Raw genomic sequence first — 18,219 nt, 5'->3', positions numbered from 1 at the left:
TGAGTAATTTAAAATAATTGATTTTTTTGCATCGATTAACGAAGCTTTGTTGATGGGAGTGGAAGTTGGGCTAGAGCAGATCGTTGAGAACACGGTAACGAAGATCGGGTTCTACGAACAAAAGAGAAGTACTAAAAGGGAGGGCGCAGTTTAATTGCTGAGAAAATAGTAGGAACTCATATCCCTTTTTGATCACTTTGTTGGTGGAAAGCAACCATCATAAATGGAAATTAACAATCTCTACGTCTTGTTGTTAACAATAATTGTTAAAGCTAACTTGAATCTTTATGACAAAAAGTTGCCGAAATGGTGACTTTTTTGTTTGAATCATGTGAACAAAACCAGAAATAGGGAAAACCCTAATGGTTCTATTTTGATTAATCTTTAACATGTAACGTATAAGGCGATGATACAGCTTGTTGACAAACGCTCGCATACTGCGAATCGAACAGCGAAGGGTTCGATTTGCCTCCTACGCGCCCTTTGTGGAAAGATGTCGCGCATCTATACTGCCTTCCTTGACAAGCGTTTTCAAGCCAAGCTGGGCAAACACCTATCTCATAACTGAAATCCTTAAAAAGACTGTAGACAAAGTAAAAAGATACTTTGACTACAGTCTGGATAGTACGTCTCTTTCTCATGATTACTGCCATTCTGATAGAGGGAGTGAAATGGTTCTATGTCTAAGAACAAGTTTAGTATGAAGTATTTTAAGCCGGTGGAACGCTATTCAGGCAATTGGTCAGTGCTTGAAGAAAAAAGTCGTGATTGGGAAAACATGTACCGTCAACGTTGGTCGCATGACAAAGTTGTTCGTACGACGCATGGAGTTAACTGTACGGGATCTTGTAGCTGGAAGGTTTTCATAAAGAACGGCATTATCACTTGGGAAAATCAGCAAATTGATTATCCATCATGTGGCCCTGATATGCCGGAATTCGAGCCGAGGGGTTGTCCGCGTGGTGCCTCTTTTTCGTGGTATGAGTACAGCCCTTTGCGAGTGAAATATCCATACATACGAGGAAAATTATGGCGTATGTGGAGTGAGGCACTTTCTGAACATAAGCACCCAATTAAAGCTTGGGCGAGTATCGTTGAAGATCCCGTCAAATCGACAGAATACAAAAAAGCGAGAGGAAAAGGCGGGCATGTCCGGATTCATTGGAATGACGCCAAGATTTTAATCGCCGCGCAATTGATTTACACAATCCAAAAATATGGACCTGATCGGATTGCCGGGTTTACGCCGATCCCTGCAATGTCGATGATCAGCTACGCTTCGGGGGCACGCTTCATTTCATTATTAGGCGGTGAGATGCTTAGCTTTTACGACTGGTATGCAGACCTACCGCCATCTTCACCGCAAATTTGGGGAGAACAGACAGACGTGCCTGAATCGAGCGACTGGTTTAACGCAGGTTACATCATTATGTGGGGCTCGAACGTACCGCTCACTCGTACCCCTGATGCGCATTTCATGACGGAAGTACGGTATAAAGGAACGAAAACAGTCTCGGTCGCTCCGGATTATGCGGAAAGCGTTGTCCATGCTGACGATTGGATTTCTCCACACCCGGGTACAGACGCAGCTGTTGCACAAGCGATGACTCATGTCATCTTGGATGAATTCTATGAAAAGCGGAAAGAGCCAATGTTTATCGATTACGCAAAACAGTATACGGATATGCCGTTTTTAATCACTTTCGAAGAGCATGAAGGGGGCTATAAAGCGGGTCGGTTTTTGCGAGCGAGCGACATAGGTCAAGAATCTGAGCATGCGGAATGGAAGCCACTCATATTCGATGAAGTGAAAAATGAAGTAATTGTGCCGAACGGAACGATGGGGCAACGTTGGGAAAAAGATACCGATTGGAATTTGATCCTTGAAAATGAAGATGGCACAAAAATTGAACCGGCGATGTCCGTTGTTGACCACGGCGCCGAATGGAAAGAAATCCAGTTCCCTTACTTTGACAATGGCGGCAATGGCGTTTTCACTCGCGCTATTCCAGCGAAGAAAGTGAAGTGTGCTGACGGAACTGAGCGTTACGTTGCAACTGTGTACGACGTCATGATGAGTCAATACGGCATCCAGCGTTCAGGCAGCAAATGGGATGCGAAAGGCTACGATGATGCCGAATCATTTTACACACCTGCATGGCAGGCGAAGGTAACGGGCGTCAAGCCTGAATTGGTCGTCCAAATTGCTCGTGAGTTTGCTCAAAACGCGATCGATACGAACGGAAGATCAATGATTATTATGGGAGCGGGGATCAATCATTGGTTTAATAGCGATACTATCTATCGTTCAATTTTAAACTTAGTGACGCTGACGGCATCCCAAGGAAAAAACGGCGGGGGCTGGGCGCACTACGTTGGTCAGGAGAAATGCCGTCCGATCGAAGGCTGGAGCACAATTGCATTTGCTCGTGATTGGCAAGCCCCGCCAAGATTGCAAAATGGAACGTCTTTTTTCTACTTCGCGACTGATCAGTGGAAGTATGAAGAAGGAGGAACGAGTTCGTTATCTTCACCGTTAGGCAAGAAATCCCGTTACGAGCATCCGGCGGATTATAACGTATTGGCTGCAAGATTAGGATGGCTGCCTTCTTATCCGCAATTCAACCGGAACAGCCTTATGCTGACAGAAGAAGCAGCAAAAGCGGGCAAAAAGACAACGAAAGAGATTGTCGATTACACAGTTGAACAATTAACATCAGGCAAGTTGAATTTTGCAATTGAAGACCCGGATGCACCTGAAAACTTCCCAAGATCATTGTTCGTCTGGCGTTCAAACTTAGTGTCCAGTTCGGCAAAAGGGCAAGAGTATTTCATGAAGCATTTATTTGGGGCATCATCTGGATTGTTGGCAAAGCCAAATGAGGATATGAAGCCGGAAGAAATCGTCTGGCGGGATGAAGTGGAAGGAAAGTTGGATCTGCTTGTAGCACTGGATTTCCGGATGACGACAACACCGTTATATGCAGATCTCGTCCTTCCTGCGGCAACTTGGTATGAAAAAGTCGATTTGTCATCGACTGATATGCACCCATTTGTTCACCCGTTCAATCCGGCTGTCGATCCATTATGGGAATCGCGCTCGGATTGGGATATCTTCCGGTCATTGGCGGAAACGTTCTCACATATGGCGCAAACGTACTTGCCGGGTATTTACAAGGACTTGGTGACAACGCCATTGGGCCATGATTCCGTTCAAGAAATTGCACAACCATATGGAGAAGTGAAAGACTGGAAAAAAGGTGAGGTAGAAGCAATCCCCGGAAAAACAATGCCTAATATGACAATGGTCGAAAGGGATTTTACGAAAGTGTACGACAAATACATTACGTTAGGGCCCCTTTTATCGACTGGAAAAGTTGGTGCACATGGCGTCTCGTTCTCCGTAGCGGAAGAGTATGAAATGATGAAAGCGATCAATGGCATTTATGAAGATGAAACAATAAAGGATGGCTTGCCGAAGCTCTACACTGCGAAAAACGCCGCGGAAGCTATTCTTACACTATCATCCGCAACGAACGGCCGTGTATCGCAACGTGCTTTTGAAGCTGCGGAAAAAGATACGGGAGTAGAGCTGAAAGATATTTCGGCAGATCGTGCAGCGGAGCGTTTCACGTTTGCAAGCATTACCGCACAGCCGAGGGAAGTCATTCCAACACCTGTTTTCAGTGGCTCGAACAAGATGGGTAGACGTTACTCACCATTCACGACAAATATAGAGCGGCTCGTTCCATTCCGAACATTGACGGGAAGGCAGCACTTCTATATTGATCATGAACTGTTCCTTGATTTCGGAGAATCTTTGCCGGTTTATAAGCCGACTTTGCCGCCGATGGTGTTAGGACCAAAAGACAAGCAGATTGTCGGTGGCCAAGATTCACTCGTTTTACGATATTTGACGCCGCATGGTAAATGGAACATCCACTCGACGTATCAAGATAACCAACATATGTTGACGTTATTCCGAGGTGGTCCAACTGTTTGGATTTCAGATCTTGATGCAGCCGAACACGACATCGAAGACAATCAGTGGCTGGAAGTATACAACCGGAACGGCGTCGTGACGGCAAGGGCTGTTATCAGTCATAGAATGCCGAAAGGGACGATGTTCATGTACCACGCACAGGATAAGCATATTCAAGTGCCCGGATCGGAAATTTCGGCAGAGCGTGGAGGAAGCCATAACGCACCTACAAGAATTCATATGAAGCCGACGCAAATGGTAGGAGGATATGCACAGCTCAGTTACGGATTCAATTATTACGGGCCGATCGGTAATCAGCGTGATGAATACGTAGCGGTACGCAAGATGAAGGAGGTAAACTGGCTTGAAAATTAAAGCTCAAGTAGCAATGGTGATGAATTTGGACAAATGCATCGGTTGCCACACGTGTAGCGTTACATGCAAAACAACTTGGACAAATCGGGAAGGCGCGGAATACATGTGGTTCAACAATGTTGAAACGAAGCCTGGAATCGGATATCCAAAAAATTGGGAAGATCAGGAAGTCTATAAAGGTGGCTGGGAGCTTGTAAACGGCAAGCTTCAGCTGAAGTCCGGATCCAAAATGTCCAAAATTGCCTTAGGGAAGATTTTCTACAATCCAGATATGCCCGAAATTAAGGATTACTATGAACCTTGGACGTATGATTATGAAAAGCTGACAACCGCGCCGGAACAAGAGCATACACCTGTGGCAAGAGCGAAATCGGTCGTTTCAGGAGAATATATGGACCTCGAATGGGGGCCGAACTGGGAAGATCAATTGGCTGGCGGACATATTACAGGACCGGAAGACCCGAACATTAAAAAAATAGAAGATGACATTAAATTCAATTTTGAACAAGCATTCATGATGTATTTGCCAAGATTGTGCGAACATTGCTTAAATCCAAGTTGTGTCGCGTCCTGCCCTGCAGGGGCCATCTATAAACGCGAAGAGGACGGTATCGTCTTAGTCGATCAGGAGGCATGCCGCGGCTGGCGCTATTGCATGACGGGCTGTCCGTATAAAAAGGTATATTTCAACTGGAAGACGAATAAGGCGGAAAAATGCACATTTTGCTTCCCGAGAATAGAGTCCGGATTGCCGACTGTATGCTCAGAAACTTGCACAGGCAGAATTCGCTACTTAGGCGTTCTATTATATGATGCAGACCGCGTGTTAGAAGCAGCATCAACGCCAAATCCGCAAGACCTTTATAAAGCACAATGTGATTTGTTTTTAGATCCGAATGATCCAGAAGTGATTGAGCAGGCAAGAAAAGACGGCATCTCGGAGGATTGGATTGTAGCTGCACAAAATTCGCCTGTTTACAAGTTGGCGATTGAGTACAAATTAGCTTTTCCATTACATCCAGAATACCGGACATTGCCGATGGTTTGGTACGTGCCACCGCTTAGCCCGATTATGAACTATTTTGAAGGGAAAGATTCAATCAAAAATCCGGATATGATTTTCCCGGCAATCGAAGAAATGCGCATCCCGATCCAATACTTAGCAAATATGCTAACTGCGGGCGATACGGAAACTGTGAAGGAAGGATTGCAGCGTATGGCAATGATGCGTGCTTATATGCGTGCCGTATCGTCAGGAAAAGAGTTCGATGAATCAAAATTAGAGCGGGTCGGTTTGACTGCTCGCCAAACGAAGGCGATGTATCGGCTGCTTGCAATCGGTAAGTACGAAGATCGCTTTGTTATCCCGACTTCTCATAAAGAGGGGAGCATGAACGTATACCGTTCACAAGGTTCTACGGGTTATAACGAACAGATGGGTACACACGGTGAGAGCATCTCCAACTCACCAAGCCAATTTGGCTATTCGATGATGGGTGCTGATGGAAGCTGTGATGGCTGTGGACCGATTGCAAAGGGCAAAACAGGCAAGGAAATTTATGAAGAAAACTTCTACGGGGGGATTTGGCGTGATTGATTTAAACCGCCTTTACGATGAAAAAAGCGTCTTCGGCTTTTTCGCTCATCATTTGTCCTATCCCGAGAAACAAATTTTCTATCCTGCGGCATTGGAAGAGTCAATTGACTCTTCTGATCCCGCCTATCCGGACGTAAAAAAATATTGGGACGCAATGCATGAATTAAGTCTTGATGAAATTAGACAGTTGTATACAGAGACTTTTGATTTCGAGAAGCAGTGCACGCTGTTCATGACTTATGTGAAGTACGAAGATTCGAAAGAACGGGGGCAAATGCTTGCCCGATTGAAAGTTTTATATGAAATGTTCGGTTTGTTGATGCCGGACAATGAGTTATCCGATTTCCTCCCGCTCATGTGTGAGTTCATCTATGCTGCGGATTGGAAAGGAGATCCACGTGCCCAGCAGAGCTTTTCCATGCTGTTGGCTGTTATGGAGGATGGCTCCTATCATTTGATGAAAGCACTGGAGAAAATTGAGAGCCCTTATTTTTATCTTGTCAAAGGGATGAGGGAGGCATTTAAGGCTTGTATCCAACAGGAGGTTCTTGCCAATGACTAATCAATTTTTATGGGTGATTTTTCCTTACGTATGCATTGCTGTTTTTATTGTCGGACATATTTTTCGCTACCGTCACGATCAGTTTGGCTGGACGGCTAAGTCTAGTGAATTTATTGAGAAGAAACAACTAATGATCGGAAGCCTTCTTTTCCATGTAGGCATCATACCGGTTATTTTGGGGCATGTTGCAGGACTTGGTATTCCGAAAGAGTGGACACGTGCAATTGGCATTAGCGACCATATGTACCATATGGGTGCTGTTTGGGGAGGCGGCTTTTTTGGAGTTGTCACACTTGCGGGGATGTTCATTTTAACTGCAAGGAGATTTTCGAACAAAAATGTCCGGAAATTGTCTTCGACATCGGATTTAATTGTCAACTCATTGCTTCTCTTTATCGTTTTTATCGGTGTTTACAGTTCTCTCGTGACGAATAATGTAAATCCGGGATTCGATTATCGCGATTCGATTTCCGTCTGGTTCCGTTCTTTGCTCATTTTCCGACCGGATGCAGGATATATGGCGTCCGTTCCACTACCATTTAAAATGCATATTTTAAGCGGTTTCCTTATTTTTGCTATGTGGCCGTTCACAAGACTTGTCCACGTATGGAGCGTACCATTGAATTATGCGGGAAGGAGCTATATTCTTTATAGAAGGTCGCCCGCTAAAGCGACTAGAAGATAAGGTATTTTCAATGAGGAGAAATGGCTTATGAACGAGTGGGCAAATGTTAATTTTCAAGGGGAATTGGAGCGGATCCAGCAATCCTTTAGCTTTGATTTTGTTGGAATCGCGCTAATACAGTCGCCGGATCGGAATTTTGAATTGAGATGGACGAATGTAGTGGGCAATCGGAGTGAGCGTTATCGGCGAATTGTTTTACAATCGGGAAAAGGAGTCGCCGGTTTGGTGTTCAAAACAGGAAAACCAATCTATGTTGGAGATGCTGAGACGGATTTGAGTCCGGACGATCTGTTCAATTATCCAATCATCATGACGGAAAAATTGAAAAGCTTTGGTGCAGTACCGCTTTATAAGTACAATCAAGTGAAAGGTGTATTGCTCGTTGGATTCCGGGCGAAACGAAAACTGACAGAAACGATTTTCGAGCAATTCAAGGAGACAATCAAAGACGGCTTTGGCCCATTTTATGACAAGGAGATGGTGAAAGAATGAAGCGGAACGGTGAAAGCAGCGTCATGAATTTATTGACAAAGCTATACGCTAATTCAGACGAAATCATCTTTTTTTTTGATCGCGATGGCAAGGTTTTATCAATGAATCGGGCAGCTGAGGAAATTTTGGCGGATGATGTTTATGAGCAGATGATGGCGGGAAGCACGAAAGCGATTTGCCGTACATGCAAAGGGTATACGAGTACAGATGAATTGCAGACGTGCCTATCCTGTTATATGTCGAATCCGGAAGAAGATATTAGCTCTTTCCAAGTATATTTCGATACGAAAGGGAAAGGGGTCATCCCTTATTCGGCAAGCATCCAGACGATAGATCCTGAAACAGGCATCCGTGTGTTCATGTTAAGGGACTTGACGCGCCAATATAAGACGCAAGAAGAGCTAAATCAGAAGTTGATGATGAAGCAGATCATTAAGGCGCAGGAAAATGAGCGAAAGCGTATTTCCCGAGAGCTCCATGATAGTGTAGCGCAAGAAATGCTTAGCTCACTCGTTGATTTGCGAGTTTTGAAATATATGAATGTAGAAGCAGACGTACTGAAAAAACTTCAACAAGCAGAAGGCTCTCTTATGCGATTGTTGGACGACATTCGCCATATGTCCGTGGAACTGAGGCCGGCAACGCTTGATGATCTTGGATTGATGGCCGCATTTCGGACCCATTTTAAGTGGATAGAGAAAAACTATGGCGTTGTCGTTCATTTCAATCCGGAGCTTGAAGCGAAACGTTATAACGGAGAAGTTGAAACGGTTGTCTATCGAGTTTGCCAGGAGGCAGTTTTGAATGCGCTGAAATATGCCGGAGTAGATGAAATTGTCGTTAGGTTGTACGAGGCGGATCATATGCTCCATTTACTTGTCATAGATGAGGGAGTAGGATTCGAGATTGACAATAATGCCCCTAAAGGGACAGGTTTGGGACTTTATGGCATGAAGGAACGAGCTGATTTAGTGGAGGCAAATTTGCAAATCCGTTCGGAAATTGGTAAAGGAACGATAGTGCAGTTGGATGTTCCTTTGCGAGAGCAAATGCCGATCGATAGTTAAATAGGTTCTTAATAAATGCTGGGCTGACTAAATGAATTTGAAGGAGAATAAAAGAGTGAAGATCATTATCGCTGACGATCATGCAGTCGTTCGCAGTGGTTTCATGCATATTTTGAACTTTCAAAGTGACATGGATGTAGTGGCGACCGCGGCGGATGGACTAGAGGCATATGACCAAGTTGCCAAGCACCGGCCGGACATACTGCTAATGGATTTAAGCATGCCACCCGGCGAAAGCGGTCTCATTGCGACAGGGAAAATTAGAGAGGATTTTCCTGAAACAAAAATTGTTATTTTAACGATGTATGATGACGAAGAATATTTATTCCATGTCCTAAAAAACGGGGCTTCGGGCTATGTCCTAAAAAACTCCCCCGACGAAGAGCTGCTAAAGGCAATCAGGACTGTTTACGACGGAGGCACTTACATCCATCCATCGATGGCCACCTCCCTCGTACGGCAATTCGTAACGAAGGATGATAAGGAAATCGAGACGGACCCTTATAAAATCCTCTCCCGACGCGAAATTGAAATTTTGCCTTTAGTTGCGAAGGGCTATGGCAATAAAGAGATAGCCGAAATGCTATACATTTCTGTGAAAACTGTAGAGGCTCATAAGTCGAAAATTATGGAAAAACTCAATTTGAAAAGCAGGCCGGAACTTGTGGAATATGCGTTGAGAAAGAAGTTCCTGAACTTCTGAAAGAGGTGTTTCAGTTTGACGACGGAAAATACATTTCAATTTGATTTGCCCGCATTGCGGGTATTAGAGAATGAACACCAATACTTGTCCTATTTAATGGATCAATGGCATCCGATCGTCTTAGGATTTGAAAGGGATATTTATACAGAAGAGGAGGCCCGCGAAGCATTATCAACATTGCGGCGGCTCATCGTCGACTTCATTGAGCCTTTCAAAAACCATACAGACAAAGAGGAAGAGTTCTTATTTCCAATGCTATCCAAATACATCGGAGACGAGCAAGGCCCAGTTCTTGCGGTCGAGGAAGAACATGAAGAAATCGATGCCTACATCGGACATTTCCTCCACCACACAATGGGCGACTTACAGGAACTCACGTTGCAAGACATGAAAGACGTCGTAAAGGACGCAGGCGAAGCATTCGAAGTCATTACCGTACACTTCGTCAAAGAGCAATCGATCATTTTTCCGATGGTCATAAACATTTTACGAATCCAAGAACAAGACCAGTTATTTGAAGAATTGTATACACCGATTGTTGAGATAGGTAAGTAAAATGCTATGATTCATTCATTTGAGCATTATCGGGAAAAGAATTTCTTAGTCAAGATGATCTATTAATGAGTGGATTGAAGTGGAAGGCGGCGAAAGTCCAAGCTCTGCCACAAGCTTCGCATTTGTTTGCAACAGTCGTTCTTCTTTACGTCTTTTCCAGCTGTACCTTGAAAGGGGCGAAGCGGCTCGGTGCTTGCACGCGGAAAACGTCCGCCGGGAACGGAAATTAATAGTATTCGATTTTGTTGTAAAAACAAGTGATTCATTATAATTACTCACTACTTTCAGAATGGACTGATCGACATGATAAAAAAAGCGCAGTTGCCATTACAGACAGCCAACTTAGTCATTGGCTTCATGGTATGGGTATTATTATCCTCCTTATTGCCTTTCATTACCGAAGACATATCCATACCGCCTGAAAGATTAGCGATAGTAACAGCTGTACCCGTAGTGTTAGGTTCTGTTTTGCGTATTCCGTTAGGCTATTATGCAAACATTTTCGGAGCAAGAATTATATTCATCATCAGCTTCATCTTGCTTCTCTTTCCAGTGTACTACATAAGTGAAACATCCTCATTCACCGGATTAATTATCGGTGGTACGTTCCTTGGAATCGGGGGAGCAATCTTCTCAGTAGGGGTAACGTCGCTGCCAAAATACTATCCAAAAGAGAAGCATGGTCTCGTAAACGGCATTTACGGGATGGGGAATATCGGAACCGCCGTATCGACATTTGCCGCTCCTGTAGTTGCAACGCAAATCGGCTGGTCGATGACTGTTAAGCTCTACCTCATCTTATTGCTAGTGTTTGCTGCTTTAAACTTCATTTTCGGAGATCGTCAAGAAGTAAAGGTGAAGACATCGATCGTTGAGCAAATTAAAGGTGTCTATAAAAATGAAAAGCTTTGGTTTTTCTCGTTGTTCTATTTCATCACATTCGGTTCGTTTGTCGCGTTTACAGTATTCCTTCCAAACTTCTTAGTTACGTATTTCGAACTGGAAAAAGTGGACGCTGGCATGCGGACAGCCGGTTTCATAGTCGTTGCGACATTATTGCGCCCGGTAGGCGGTTGGCTTGCTGATAAATTCCAACCATTGTTCCTTTTGATGGGCTGCTTTGCAGGCTTGACGATTGCTGCCATTTTATTAGCGTTTTCACCGGAGATCGGCCTATACACAATTGGCAGTATGCTTATCGCAACAACTGCTGGAATTGGAAATGGCGTCATATTCAAGTTAGTGCCCTTCTATTTTAATAAGCAAGCCGGAATCGTCAATGGGATTGTCTCAATGATGGGAGGGCTTGGCGGATTTTTTCCTCCGTTGCTTCTTTCGACAATCCACTCAATGACAGGTTCTTACTCTATCGGATTTATGGCATTTTCACAGGTGGCACTCGTCAGCCTCGTATTCGTTGTCTGGCTTTACTACATGGACCGTGTTGCATTAGCGAAAGATGTTTTCGACTCAACGGGCCAAGGAATTTTAGTAACAGATGATAAAGGAAAGATTTTATCGGTCAACCCTGCATTTACGCAATTGACAGGTTATACTGAAGAGGAAGTTATCGGCAGCAACCCGAACCTTCTAAGTTCGGGAAGGCAATCGAAGCAATTTTACACGACGATGTGGAGCATTATTGGAGAACAAGGTGCATGGCAAGGTGAAATATGGAATAAGAAGAAAAACGGCGAAGAGTATTTGGAATTGCTGACGATCAATGAAGTGCGAAACAGTTCCGGAGAAATCGAGCGTTATGTCGGAACTTTCAGCGATATTACACCTTCGCATGAAGAGGGCAGACGATCATAACGATCGGAAGCCCTCGCTTCATTTGAAAAATGAACGGATGTGTGCGAATTGGACAATAGATATTCACGGCAAACACTTTTCAAACCGATCGGGGAAAAAGGACAGAAAAAATTAGGAAAAGCGCATGTTGTCATAATCGGCTGTGGCGCTTTAGGATCGCCGATTGCAGAAACACTCGTAAGGGCTGGAGTTGGCAAGCTGACAATCGCGGATAGAGACTATGTCGAAGCTTCCAACTTGCAAAGGCAACAGTTATTCACGGAGCAGGACGCAATAGAACAAATACCGAAAGTCGTCGCTGCGGAGCGTAGACTAAAGGCGATTCGGCAAGATGTCCAGCTTCGTATGATACTTGATCATGTAGATGGACCGTTGCTTGAGTCGATTGTCGAGGACGCAGATTTGATAATGGATGCAACAGATAATTTTGAGACAAGGCTTTTAATGAATGACATGGCTTGGAAAAAAGGGATTCCATGGATTCACGGTGCATGTGTCGGAAGTTCGGGGACTGTCTTTTCTTTCATTCCCGGAAAAACCCCTTGTTTTCGATGTTTGTTGCCTTCACTTCCCTCTGTGAATGAAACGTGCGACACTGCAGGCATTATTGCGCCAGCAGTGCAAATTGTTGCTGCGAGGCAAACTGCAGAAGCGCTTAAATTTCTGACCTGTAATGAAGAGGCCATGATGACGAAGCTACTCCACTTCGATGTTTGGAATACTACGCAAGTAGAGGCAGGAATTTCGAGGCTTCAAAAAGAGAACTGCGCCACTTGCGGCGAAGCACCGACATATCCTGCGATCTATGAACCGGAGGAAACAGACTACGCTGTTCTTTGTGGTAGAAATGCAGTCCAAGTTGTGCCAGGTCGTGATAGAACATTAACGATTCAGGATGGAGTGCGAATTGCTGAACAATTAAATATGCCGTATAAAGAGACACCGTTTTTCGTAGAGTTCCAAGCAGAAGGCTACCGTTATGTTTTGTTCGGCAATGGCAGATTGCTTATACATGGATTGAAGGATAGGCAAGAGGGAAGGAAGCTTTACCATCAATATTTCGGTTAACTTTAGGCAACAACAATGAAAAAAGGAGGAGCATCATTGTCTCATTTAGAGAATACGGTGAAAAAGCCGGTTGCTATTTGTATCTTAACGGTAAGTGATACGCGCACGATGGAGAACGATAAAAGCGGCGCAACGATTAAGCGGATGGCTGAAGCAGAGGGGCATTCGATCGTAGACTATCGAATTTCCACAGATGATCCGTCACAAATTAGCAAACACCTACAAGAATGGCTGAAGCAGTCTACAGTAGAAGCAATCATTTTGACTGGCGGTACGGGCATTAGTCATCGGGATCAGACGATTGAAACGGTAACTCCGTATTTTACGAAGCCTTTGGATGGTTTTGGAGAGCTGTTCAGGTTTTTAAGCTATTCGGAGGATGTCGGATCGAAGGCGCTTTTGAGCCGGGCTGTTGCGGGTGCAATCCATGAGAAAGTTTTATTCGCATTGCCCGGCTCTTCGAAAGCGGTTGAATTAGGCATGAGGAAATTAATATTGCCTGAGCTGCACCATATTGTGCGTGAACTGACGAAGCATTTGGACTGATCGATTAAGTTGTCCGCTCAAAATCGCCATTTTTGCCTCCGGTTTTCTTTTGTAGCATCGTTTGGCCAATGACCATTTCTTTGCCGGCAGCTTTGCACATATCGTATATCGTAAGGGCGGCCGCAGAAGCAGCGGTTAGCGCTTCCATTTCGACACCGGTGACACCTTTCGTCTTCACTTCGGCTTGTATAAGCACTTCATAATGATTGGATGTTTCATCTATGTTCCACTCAAAATGGACATCTACGCCTGTAAGTGGGATCGGATGGCACATCGGAATGATAGAGGATGTATTTTTCGCTGCCATAATAGCAGCGACTTGCGCGACGGCAAAAACATCACCTTTTTTATTTGTCCCTTCGGTAATTTGCGAATGGATATCTTGATTGACGATAATGGAAGAAGTGGCGATCGCTGTTCTCGTCGTTACCGCTTTATCGGAAACGTCGACCATTTTAGCCCTTCCTTGTTCATTGAAATGCGTTAGTTCAGACACTAGATTCATCCCCTTTATGTATTTGGTTCAAGAAGCAGTTCGGAAATCAACATGCGCTTATTGGAGCTGGTGCTCGGCACTTGTTCATTAAATTATATCAGAAGATGGGAGTCGATTCGCTTGGTGGAAATGAGAAAACCGATTCCGGTCGATGAGGCAGTTCGTGCAGTGATGGAACATGCTTCATCTACTGGAATAGAAACGGTTAAATTGGATGAAGCGTATGGAAGGGTGCTTGCAGAGCCGATCATAGCTAAACACGATGTACCGCCTTTTGATCGATCGCCGTATGATGGGTTTGCAATTCGGTCAGTAGATTCAGCCGGTGCATCCGGTAACAATCGGGTTCCTTTTTCAGTCATTGGAGAAATAGGAGCCGGCCAAGTTGCGCAAAAGCCGATCGGTGAAAAGGAAGCATATCGAATTATGACGGGGGCACAATTGCCTGAAGATGCAGATACAGTCGTCATGTTTGAACAAACGACCGAGCTGGATGGCGGTTTTACAATAAGAAAGCCGTTTGAAGCAGGGGAGAATGTTTCGTTCAAGGGAGAGGACGCAAAAGAAGGCGAGTTGCTTATTGAAGCTGGCTCATTGATCCATCCAGGGACGGTCGCGTTGTTGGCTACGTTTGGCTATGCACAACTTACAGTCGGGAAGAGGCCGGTCGCTGGCATACTCTCAACAGGAACGGAATTGTTGGATGTGGCAGATGAATTAGTTCCTGGGAAAATTCGCAACTCGAACGGCCCGATGATTGAAGCGCAGTTAAAAAGGATGGGGATTGAATGCCGTTCCTACGGGATGGCAGCGGATGAGTTGGATACATGTACGGAAATTGTCGAGCAGGCGTTAAGCGAAGTGGATTTCATTATTACAACAGGTGGCGTATCTGTCGGAGATTACGACTATTTACCTGCGATTTATGAGCGGCTTGGTGCAACCGTGCTGTTCAATAAAGTAGCGATGCGTCCTGGTAGCGTGACGACTGTGGCTGTTTTGAATGGCAAGTTGCTGTTCGGTTTATCCGGCAATCCATCTGCTTGCTTCACTGGGTTTGAATTGTTTGTAAGGCCTGCAATTCTAAAGATGATGGGCTGCAATGCGCCTTACATGCCTAAGATGTCAGCGGTTCTATGGGAGGACTTTACGAAACCGAATCCGTTCATGCGTTTTATCCGTGCAACGTGGGAATTTAGAGATGGGAAGGTAATCGCATTGCCCGCGGGATTCAATAAGTCGAATGCCGTCTCCTCAATTGCGAGAGGGAATTGCTTAATCGTTTTGCCAAGTGGAACGAGAGGATATGAGAAAGGCGCTGTCGTTGATCTTTTGCTTATCGGAAGTGAGACTGGTGTTCAGGAGTGGACAGTATGAAGACCCTCCATATCGTCGGCTATAAAAATAGCGGAAAGACGACGTTAATTGCGCGGTGGGTCCGTTTATTGAAGGAAAGAGGTTTATCCGTCTCCGTTTTGAAACATCACGGCCACGGGGGAAAACCACAAATGCCTGATGGAAACACTGACACGATGCAATTTTTGTATGAAGGTGCCGATGCGGCAGCAGTAGCCGGCGGAGGGGCAGTGCAATTCATTTGGAATGAAGAGCCTAATTTCCATAAGCTGAAGGAAATCGCTTCGATCGGTAAACCAGATGTTTTATTAATTGAAGGATATAAACAGGAAAAAGGAGATAAAGTGCTGCTGCTGCGGGACAGATCAGATTGGGAGACGCTTTGTGATCTACAGGGGATTCGCTTGTTAGTCGGATGTCCCGAAATAGCAGGTGAAGTGAGCCATATTCGAAGCAGAGAAGAAATTGAGGCAATCGATTGTTGGTTTTTAGAGTGGATTGGAAAGGATGATGGCAATGAAACCGTTTGAAATAGTAGAAGAACCGATTGATATTCAAAAATATGCGGATTATGTGTTGCATCCGTCTGCGGGAGCCGTCACGATTTTCACTGGCAATGTCCGTGAATGGACGCATGGTGTACGAACGCTCTACTTGTCGTATGAGGCATACGTTCCGATGGCTGAAAAGAAATTGGCGGAGATCGGCAAGGAAATGGAAGAGAAGTGGCCAGGTATCCGTGTGGCAATTGCCCACCGGATCGGGGAACTGCAAATTTCTGACATCGCTGTCGTCATAGCTGTTTCCTCTCCTCATAGGAAGTCCGCTTACGAGGCGAATGAGTATGCGATCGATCGAATAAAAGAAGTTGTGCCTATATGGAAGAAAGAAATTTGGGAAGACGGCGAAGAATGGATTGGTTCACAGAAAAAATATCCTGAAAGTGGGGTTACGCAACAATGATTAAGCTGCATTATTTTGCGCGGTTAAGGGAATTGACAGGAAAAAGCGAAGAAATGTTGGAACGGGATGAAATAACGGTTCGAGAATTGTTGGAATGGGCAGAAACGACATATCCCGGCTTTGGTGCTGATTATGTCCAAGTCGCTGTCAATGAAGAGTATACATTATTGGATGACATCATTCAGTCCGGTGATGTTTGTGCGTTCATTCCTCCAGTGAGTGGAGGCTAATGAAGACTGCCGGCATTCTTTTAGCAGGCGGTTTGTCAAGACGATTTGGTTCTCCAAAGGCTTTTGCATCGTGGCAAGGCCGTCAATTTTATGAACGTTCAATTGATGCGATTGGGCAGCTTTGCGAAGAACTTGTTATCGTTACGCGACAAGAATTGGTCGATCGATTTCCAAAAGAGCTCCACGTAGTGACGGATATTGAGCCATTCGTCGGAGATGGCCCACTAGCAGGGATATTATCCGGAATGGAAGCTATTGAAGCAGATCGTTACATCGTCTTGCCTTGCGACATGCCATTCACCACAGAAGAGGTCATGAGAGAATTAATAAGACGGCATCATGGTGGTGTAACTGCCGTCGAAGTAGATGGAAAACGCCACCCGCTCTGTTCGATTTGGGATGCTTCTGTTAAGAAAGGGCTTCGAAACGCACTTGAAAATGGCCAGCGAAGAGTAATGATTGTCCAAGAAAATCATGGCGTTCGATGGATAGATGGCCACGAATTGACGAAAAATGCTCGAATAGCATTTGAGAATGTAAATACACCGGATATCTTGGAGAGGAGCTGAGGAAAGATGAATCCGATTGTTGATAAATTAGGGCGCCCGATTAGAGATCTCAGAATCTCGGTGACGGACCGCTGTAATTTCCGTTGCACGTACTGTATGCCGAAGGAGATTTTCGGAGATGATTACGTGTTTTTGCCGAGGAGTGAGCTATTGTCATTCGAGGAGATTGAGCGCTTTGCACGGTTGTTTGCTTCTTTAGGCGTGAAGAAGCTTCGGGTAACCGGCGGAGAACCGCTCATGAGACGCAATATGCCGGAATTGATTGCGAAGTTGACGTCGGTCGACGGTATTGAGGATATCGGATTGACGACGAATGGCGTATTGTTGGGACAGTATGCGCAACCGTTGTATGATGCAGGTTTGCGCCGATTGAATATGAGCCTCGATGCATTGGATCCTCAAATTTTTGGCGAAATGAACGGCAGGGGCATTAAACCGGGTCTAATCCTCTCCAATATCGATCGGGCTAAAGAGATCGGCTTTACGATCAAAATTAATATGGTCGTGAAAAAGGGCGTAAATGAAAGTGAAATTTTACCAATGGCTTCCTACTTTAAAGAGCGGGGCATTAGTTTACGGTTTATCGAATTTATGGATGTCGGCAATGACAACGGGTGGAGCTTTGATAGCGTTGTGACGAAACAAGAAATCTATGGCATGCTGAAGGGTCAATACGAACTGGAGCCTACGGAAGAAGCATATTTCGGGGAAGTTGCCAAGCGTTATCGTTATGTGGATAATGGGGCAGAAGTAGGTTTCATTACATCGGTATCGGAATCATTTTGCTCATCATGCACGCGCGCAAGATTGTCTTCTGACGGAAAGCTTTACACTTGCTTGTTTGCTTCAGAAGGGTTTGATTTGCGAGAGCTGGTCCGCGGCGGTAAAACAGATGAGGAACTGCTGCAGGAAATTATCGCGGTATGGGAACGGAGAGGAGATCGTTATTCTGACGAACGGACAGAACAGACGGTGAAAAATAAAAAGAAAATTAATATGAGTTATATTGGCGGTTGAAGAAAGACGGTATTGAAATTAAAAAAACTGAGGGGCTGTCCAGAAAGTCAGTGAAAACTGATTTTCTGTGATAGTCCCTTTCTGGTTGGAGAATAAATGGGGAACCCCTGACAACCGTCGCTTTCCGTTCCAGGCGCACGC

The 18,219-nt window shown here is 44.9% G+C and carries 19 protein-coding genes; 18 read left to right on the top strand and 1 reads right to left on the bottom strand.

What is annotated here, in order from left to right; all coding sequences use genetic code 11:
• Positions 1–679 precede the first annotated feature (679 nt).
• From WFH04_RS07865 to WFH04_RS07810, 12 genes are all read left to right on the top strand, one after another.
• Positions 680–4,357, top strand: coding sequence for a nitrate reductase subunit alpha (locus WFH04_RS07865; RefSeq protein WP_336823521.1), 3,678 nt, complete (start codon positions 680–682; stop codon positions 4,355–4,357).
• Positions 4,347–5,954, top strand: a complete 1,608-nt coding sequence (gene narH / locus WFH04_RS07860) for a nitrate reductase subunit beta (RefSeq protein WP_336823520.1) — start codon at positions 4,347–4,349, stop codon at positions 5,952–5,954. Before WFH04_RS07865 ends, narH begins: the two co-directional genes overlap by 11 nt.
• Complete coding sequence (gene narJ, locus WFH04_RS07855) at positions 5,947–6,516, top strand: nitrate reductase molybdenum cofactor assembly chaperone (RefSeq protein WP_336823519.1); 570 nt, start codon at positions 5,947–5,949, stop codon at positions 6,514–6,516. Before narH ends, narJ begins: the two co-directional genes overlap by 8 nt.
• Complete coding sequence (gene narI / locus WFH04_RS07850) at positions 6,509–7,201, top strand: respiratory nitrate reductase subunit gamma (RefSeq protein WP_336823518.1); 693 nt, start codon at positions 6,509–6,511, stop codon at positions 7,199–7,201. Before narJ ends, narI begins: the two co-directional genes overlap by 8 nt.
• 27 nt (positions 7,202–7,228) lie before the next feature.
• On the top strand, positions 7,229–7,693 hold the full coding sequence (locus tag WFH04_RS07845; protein WP_336823517.1) for a GAF domain-containing protein: 465 nt from the start codon (positions 7,229–7,231) through the stop codon (positions 7,691–7,693).
• Positions 7,690–8,760: an ATP-binding protein gene (locus WFH04_RS07840; RefSeq protein WP_336823516.1), complete on the top strand. Its 1,071-nt coding sequence runs from the start codon at positions 7,690–7,692 to the stop codon at positions 8,758–8,760. Before WFH04_RS07845 ends, WFH04_RS07840 begins: the two co-directional genes overlap by 4 nt.
• Before the next feature lie 55 nt (positions 8,761–8,815).
• Positions 8,816–9,463, top strand: a complete 648-nt coding sequence (locus WFH04_RS07835; RefSeq protein ID WP_336823515.1) for a response regulator — start codon at positions 8,816–8,818, stop codon at positions 9,461–9,463.
• 15 nt (positions 9,464–9,478) lie between these two features.
• Entirely contained in the window at positions 9,479–10,018 is a 540-nt protein-coding gene (locus WFH04_RS07830) for a hemerythrin domain-containing protein (RefSeq protein ID WP_336823514.1), read from the top strand.
• A gap of 65 nt (positions 10,019–10,083) precedes the next feature.
• Positions 10,084–10,248 carry a hypothetical protein gene (locus WFH04_RS07825; RefSeq protein WP_336823513.1) on the top strand — a complete coding sequence of 55 codons (165 nt, stop codon included), beginning with the start codon at positions 10,084–10,086 and terminating at the stop codon, positions 10,246–10,248.
• A gap of 73 nt (positions 10,249–10,321) precedes the next feature.
• Positions 10,322–11,833 (top strand): nitrate/nitrite transporter, encoded by a 1,512-nt coding sequence (locus WFH04_RS07820; protein ID WP_336823512.1) that lies wholly within the window; start codon positions 10,322–10,324, stop codon positions 11,831–11,833.
• A gap of 48 nt (positions 11,834–11,881) precedes the next feature.
• A complete protein-coding gene (locus WFH04_RS07815) occupies positions 11,882–12,901 on the top strand; it encodes a ThiF family adenylyltransferase (RefSeq protein WP_336823511.1) in 1,020 nt (339 codons plus the stop codon).
• Positions 12,902–12,937: 36 nt separating this feature from the next.
• Positions 12,938–13,447: a MogA/MoaB family molybdenum cofactor biosynthesis protein gene (locus tag WFH04_RS07810; RefSeq protein WP_336823510.1), complete on the top strand. Its 510-nt coding sequence runs from the start codon at positions 12,938–12,940 to the stop codon at positions 13,445–13,447.
• Positions 13,448–13,451: 4 nt separating this feature from the next.
• On the opposite strand, the gene moaC is transcribed toward WFH04_RS07810, so the two are convergent.
• A complete protein-coding gene (gene moaC / locus WFH04_RS07805) occupies positions 13,452–13,943 on the bottom strand; it encodes a cyclic pyranopterin monophosphate synthase MoaC (RefSeq protein WP_336823509.1) in 492 nt (163 codons plus the stop codon).
• A 120-nt stretch (positions 13,944–14,063) separates the two neighbouring features.
• Between moaC and WFH04_RS07800 the strand changes: the two genes are divergently transcribed.
• From WFH04_RS07800 to moaA, 6 genes are read left to right on the top strand one after another with little or no spacing between them, the layout of a single operon-like run.
• Positions 14,064–15,320 (top strand): molybdopterin molybdotransferase MoeA, encoded by a 1,257-nt coding sequence (locus WFH04_RS07800; protein ID WP_336823508.1) that lies wholly within the window; start codon positions 14,064–14,066, stop codon positions 15,318–15,320.
• Positions 15,317–15,829 carry a molybdopterin-guanine dinucleotide biosynthesis protein B gene (mobB, locus tag WFH04_RS07795; RefSeq protein ID WP_336823507.1) on the top strand — a complete coding sequence of 171 codons (513 nt, stop codon included), beginning with the start codon at positions 15,317–15,319 and terminating at the stop codon, positions 15,827–15,829. Before WFH04_RS07800 ends, mobB begins: the two co-directional genes overlap by 4 nt.
• Positions 15,816–16,262, top strand: a complete 447-nt coding sequence (locus tag WFH04_RS07790) for a molybdenum cofactor biosynthesis protein MoaE (protein WP_336823506.1) — start codon at positions 15,816–15,818, stop codon at positions 16,260–16,262. Before mobB ends, WFH04_RS07790 begins: the two co-directional genes overlap by 14 nt.
• Positions 16,259–16,492 carry a molybdopterin converting factor subunit 1 gene (gene moaD / locus WFH04_RS07785; RefSeq protein ID WP_336823505.1) on the top strand — a complete coding sequence of 78 codons (234 nt, stop codon included), beginning with the start codon at positions 16,259–16,261 and terminating at the stop codon, positions 16,490–16,492. The genes WFH04_RS07790 and moaD overlap by 4 nt, the downstream gene beginning before the upstream one ends.
• Positions 16,492–17,061, top strand: coding sequence for a molybdenum cofactor guanylyltransferase (gene mobA / locus WFH04_RS07780; RefSeq protein ID WP_336823504.1), 570 nt, complete (start codon positions 16,492–16,494; stop codon positions 17,059–17,061). Before moaD ends, mobA begins: the two co-directional genes overlap by 1 nt.
• A 6-nt stretch (positions 17,062–17,067) precedes the next feature.
• Positions 17,068–18,078, top strand: coding sequence for a GTP 3',8-cyclase MoaA (gene moaA, locus WFH04_RS07775; RefSeq protein WP_336823503.1), 1,011 nt, complete (start codon positions 17,068–17,070; stop codon positions 18,076–18,078).
• The last annotated feature ends 141 nt before the right edge of the window (positions 18,079–18,219 follow it).

The sequence above is a fragment of the Sporosarcina sp. USHLN248 genome (assembly GCF_037144575.1).
GTDB lineage: Bacteria > Bacillota > Bacilli > Bacillales_A > Planococcaceae > Sporosarcina > Sporosarcina contaminans.
The sequence above is the reverse complement of the archived record's forward strand: the minus strand, read 5'-3'. Positions and strand labels throughout refer to the sequence as shown.

What these genes read in the sequence shown, in the direction of transcription:
- narI (WP_336823518.1), top strand. Translation starts at nt 6,509, where the DNA reads ATGACTAATCAATTTTTATGGGTGATTTTTCCTTACGTATGCATTGCT.
- mobA (WP_336823504.1), top strand. Translation starts at nt 16,492, where the DNA reads ATGAAGACTGCCGGCATTCTTTTAGCAGGCGGTTTGTCAAGACGATTT.
- WFH04_RS07825 (WP_336823513.1), top strand. Translation starts at nt 10,084, where the DNA reads ATGAGTGGATTGAAGTGGAAGGCGGCGAAAGTCCAAGCTCTGCCACAA.
- WFH04_RS07790 (WP_336823506.1), top strand. Translation starts at nt 15,816, where the DNA reads ATGAAACCGTTTGAAATAGTAGAAGAACCGATTGATATTCAAAAATAT.
- moaA (WP_336823503.1), top strand. Translation starts at nt 17,068, where the DNA reads ATGAATCCGATTGTTGATAAATTAGGGCGCCCGATTAGAGATCTCAGA.
- moaD (WP_336823505.1), top strand. Translation starts at nt 16,259, where the DNA reads ATGATTAAGCTGCATTATTTTGCGCGGTTAAGGGAATTGACAGGAAAA.
- WFH04_RS07820 (WP_336823512.1), top strand. Translation starts at nt 10,322, where the DNA reads ATGATAAAAAAAGCGCAGTTGCCATTACAGACAGCCAACTTAGTCATT.
- mobB (WP_336823507.1), top strand. Translation starts at nt 15,317, where the DNA reads ATGAAGACCCTCCATATCGTCGGCTATAAAAATAGCGGAAAGACGACG.
- WFH04_RS07840 (WP_336823516.1), top strand. Translation starts at nt 7,690, where the DNA reads ATGAAGCGGAACGGTGAAAGCAGCGTCATGAATTTATTGACAAAGCTA.
- WFH04_RS07845 (WP_336823517.1), top strand. Translation starts at nt 7,229, where the DNA reads ATGAACGAGTGGGCAAATGTTAATTTTCAAGGGGAATTGGAGCGGATC.
- WFH04_RS07865 (WP_336823521.1), top strand. Translation starts at nt 680, where the DNA reads ATGTCTAAGAACAAGTTTAGTATGAAGTATTTTAAGCCGGTGGAACGC.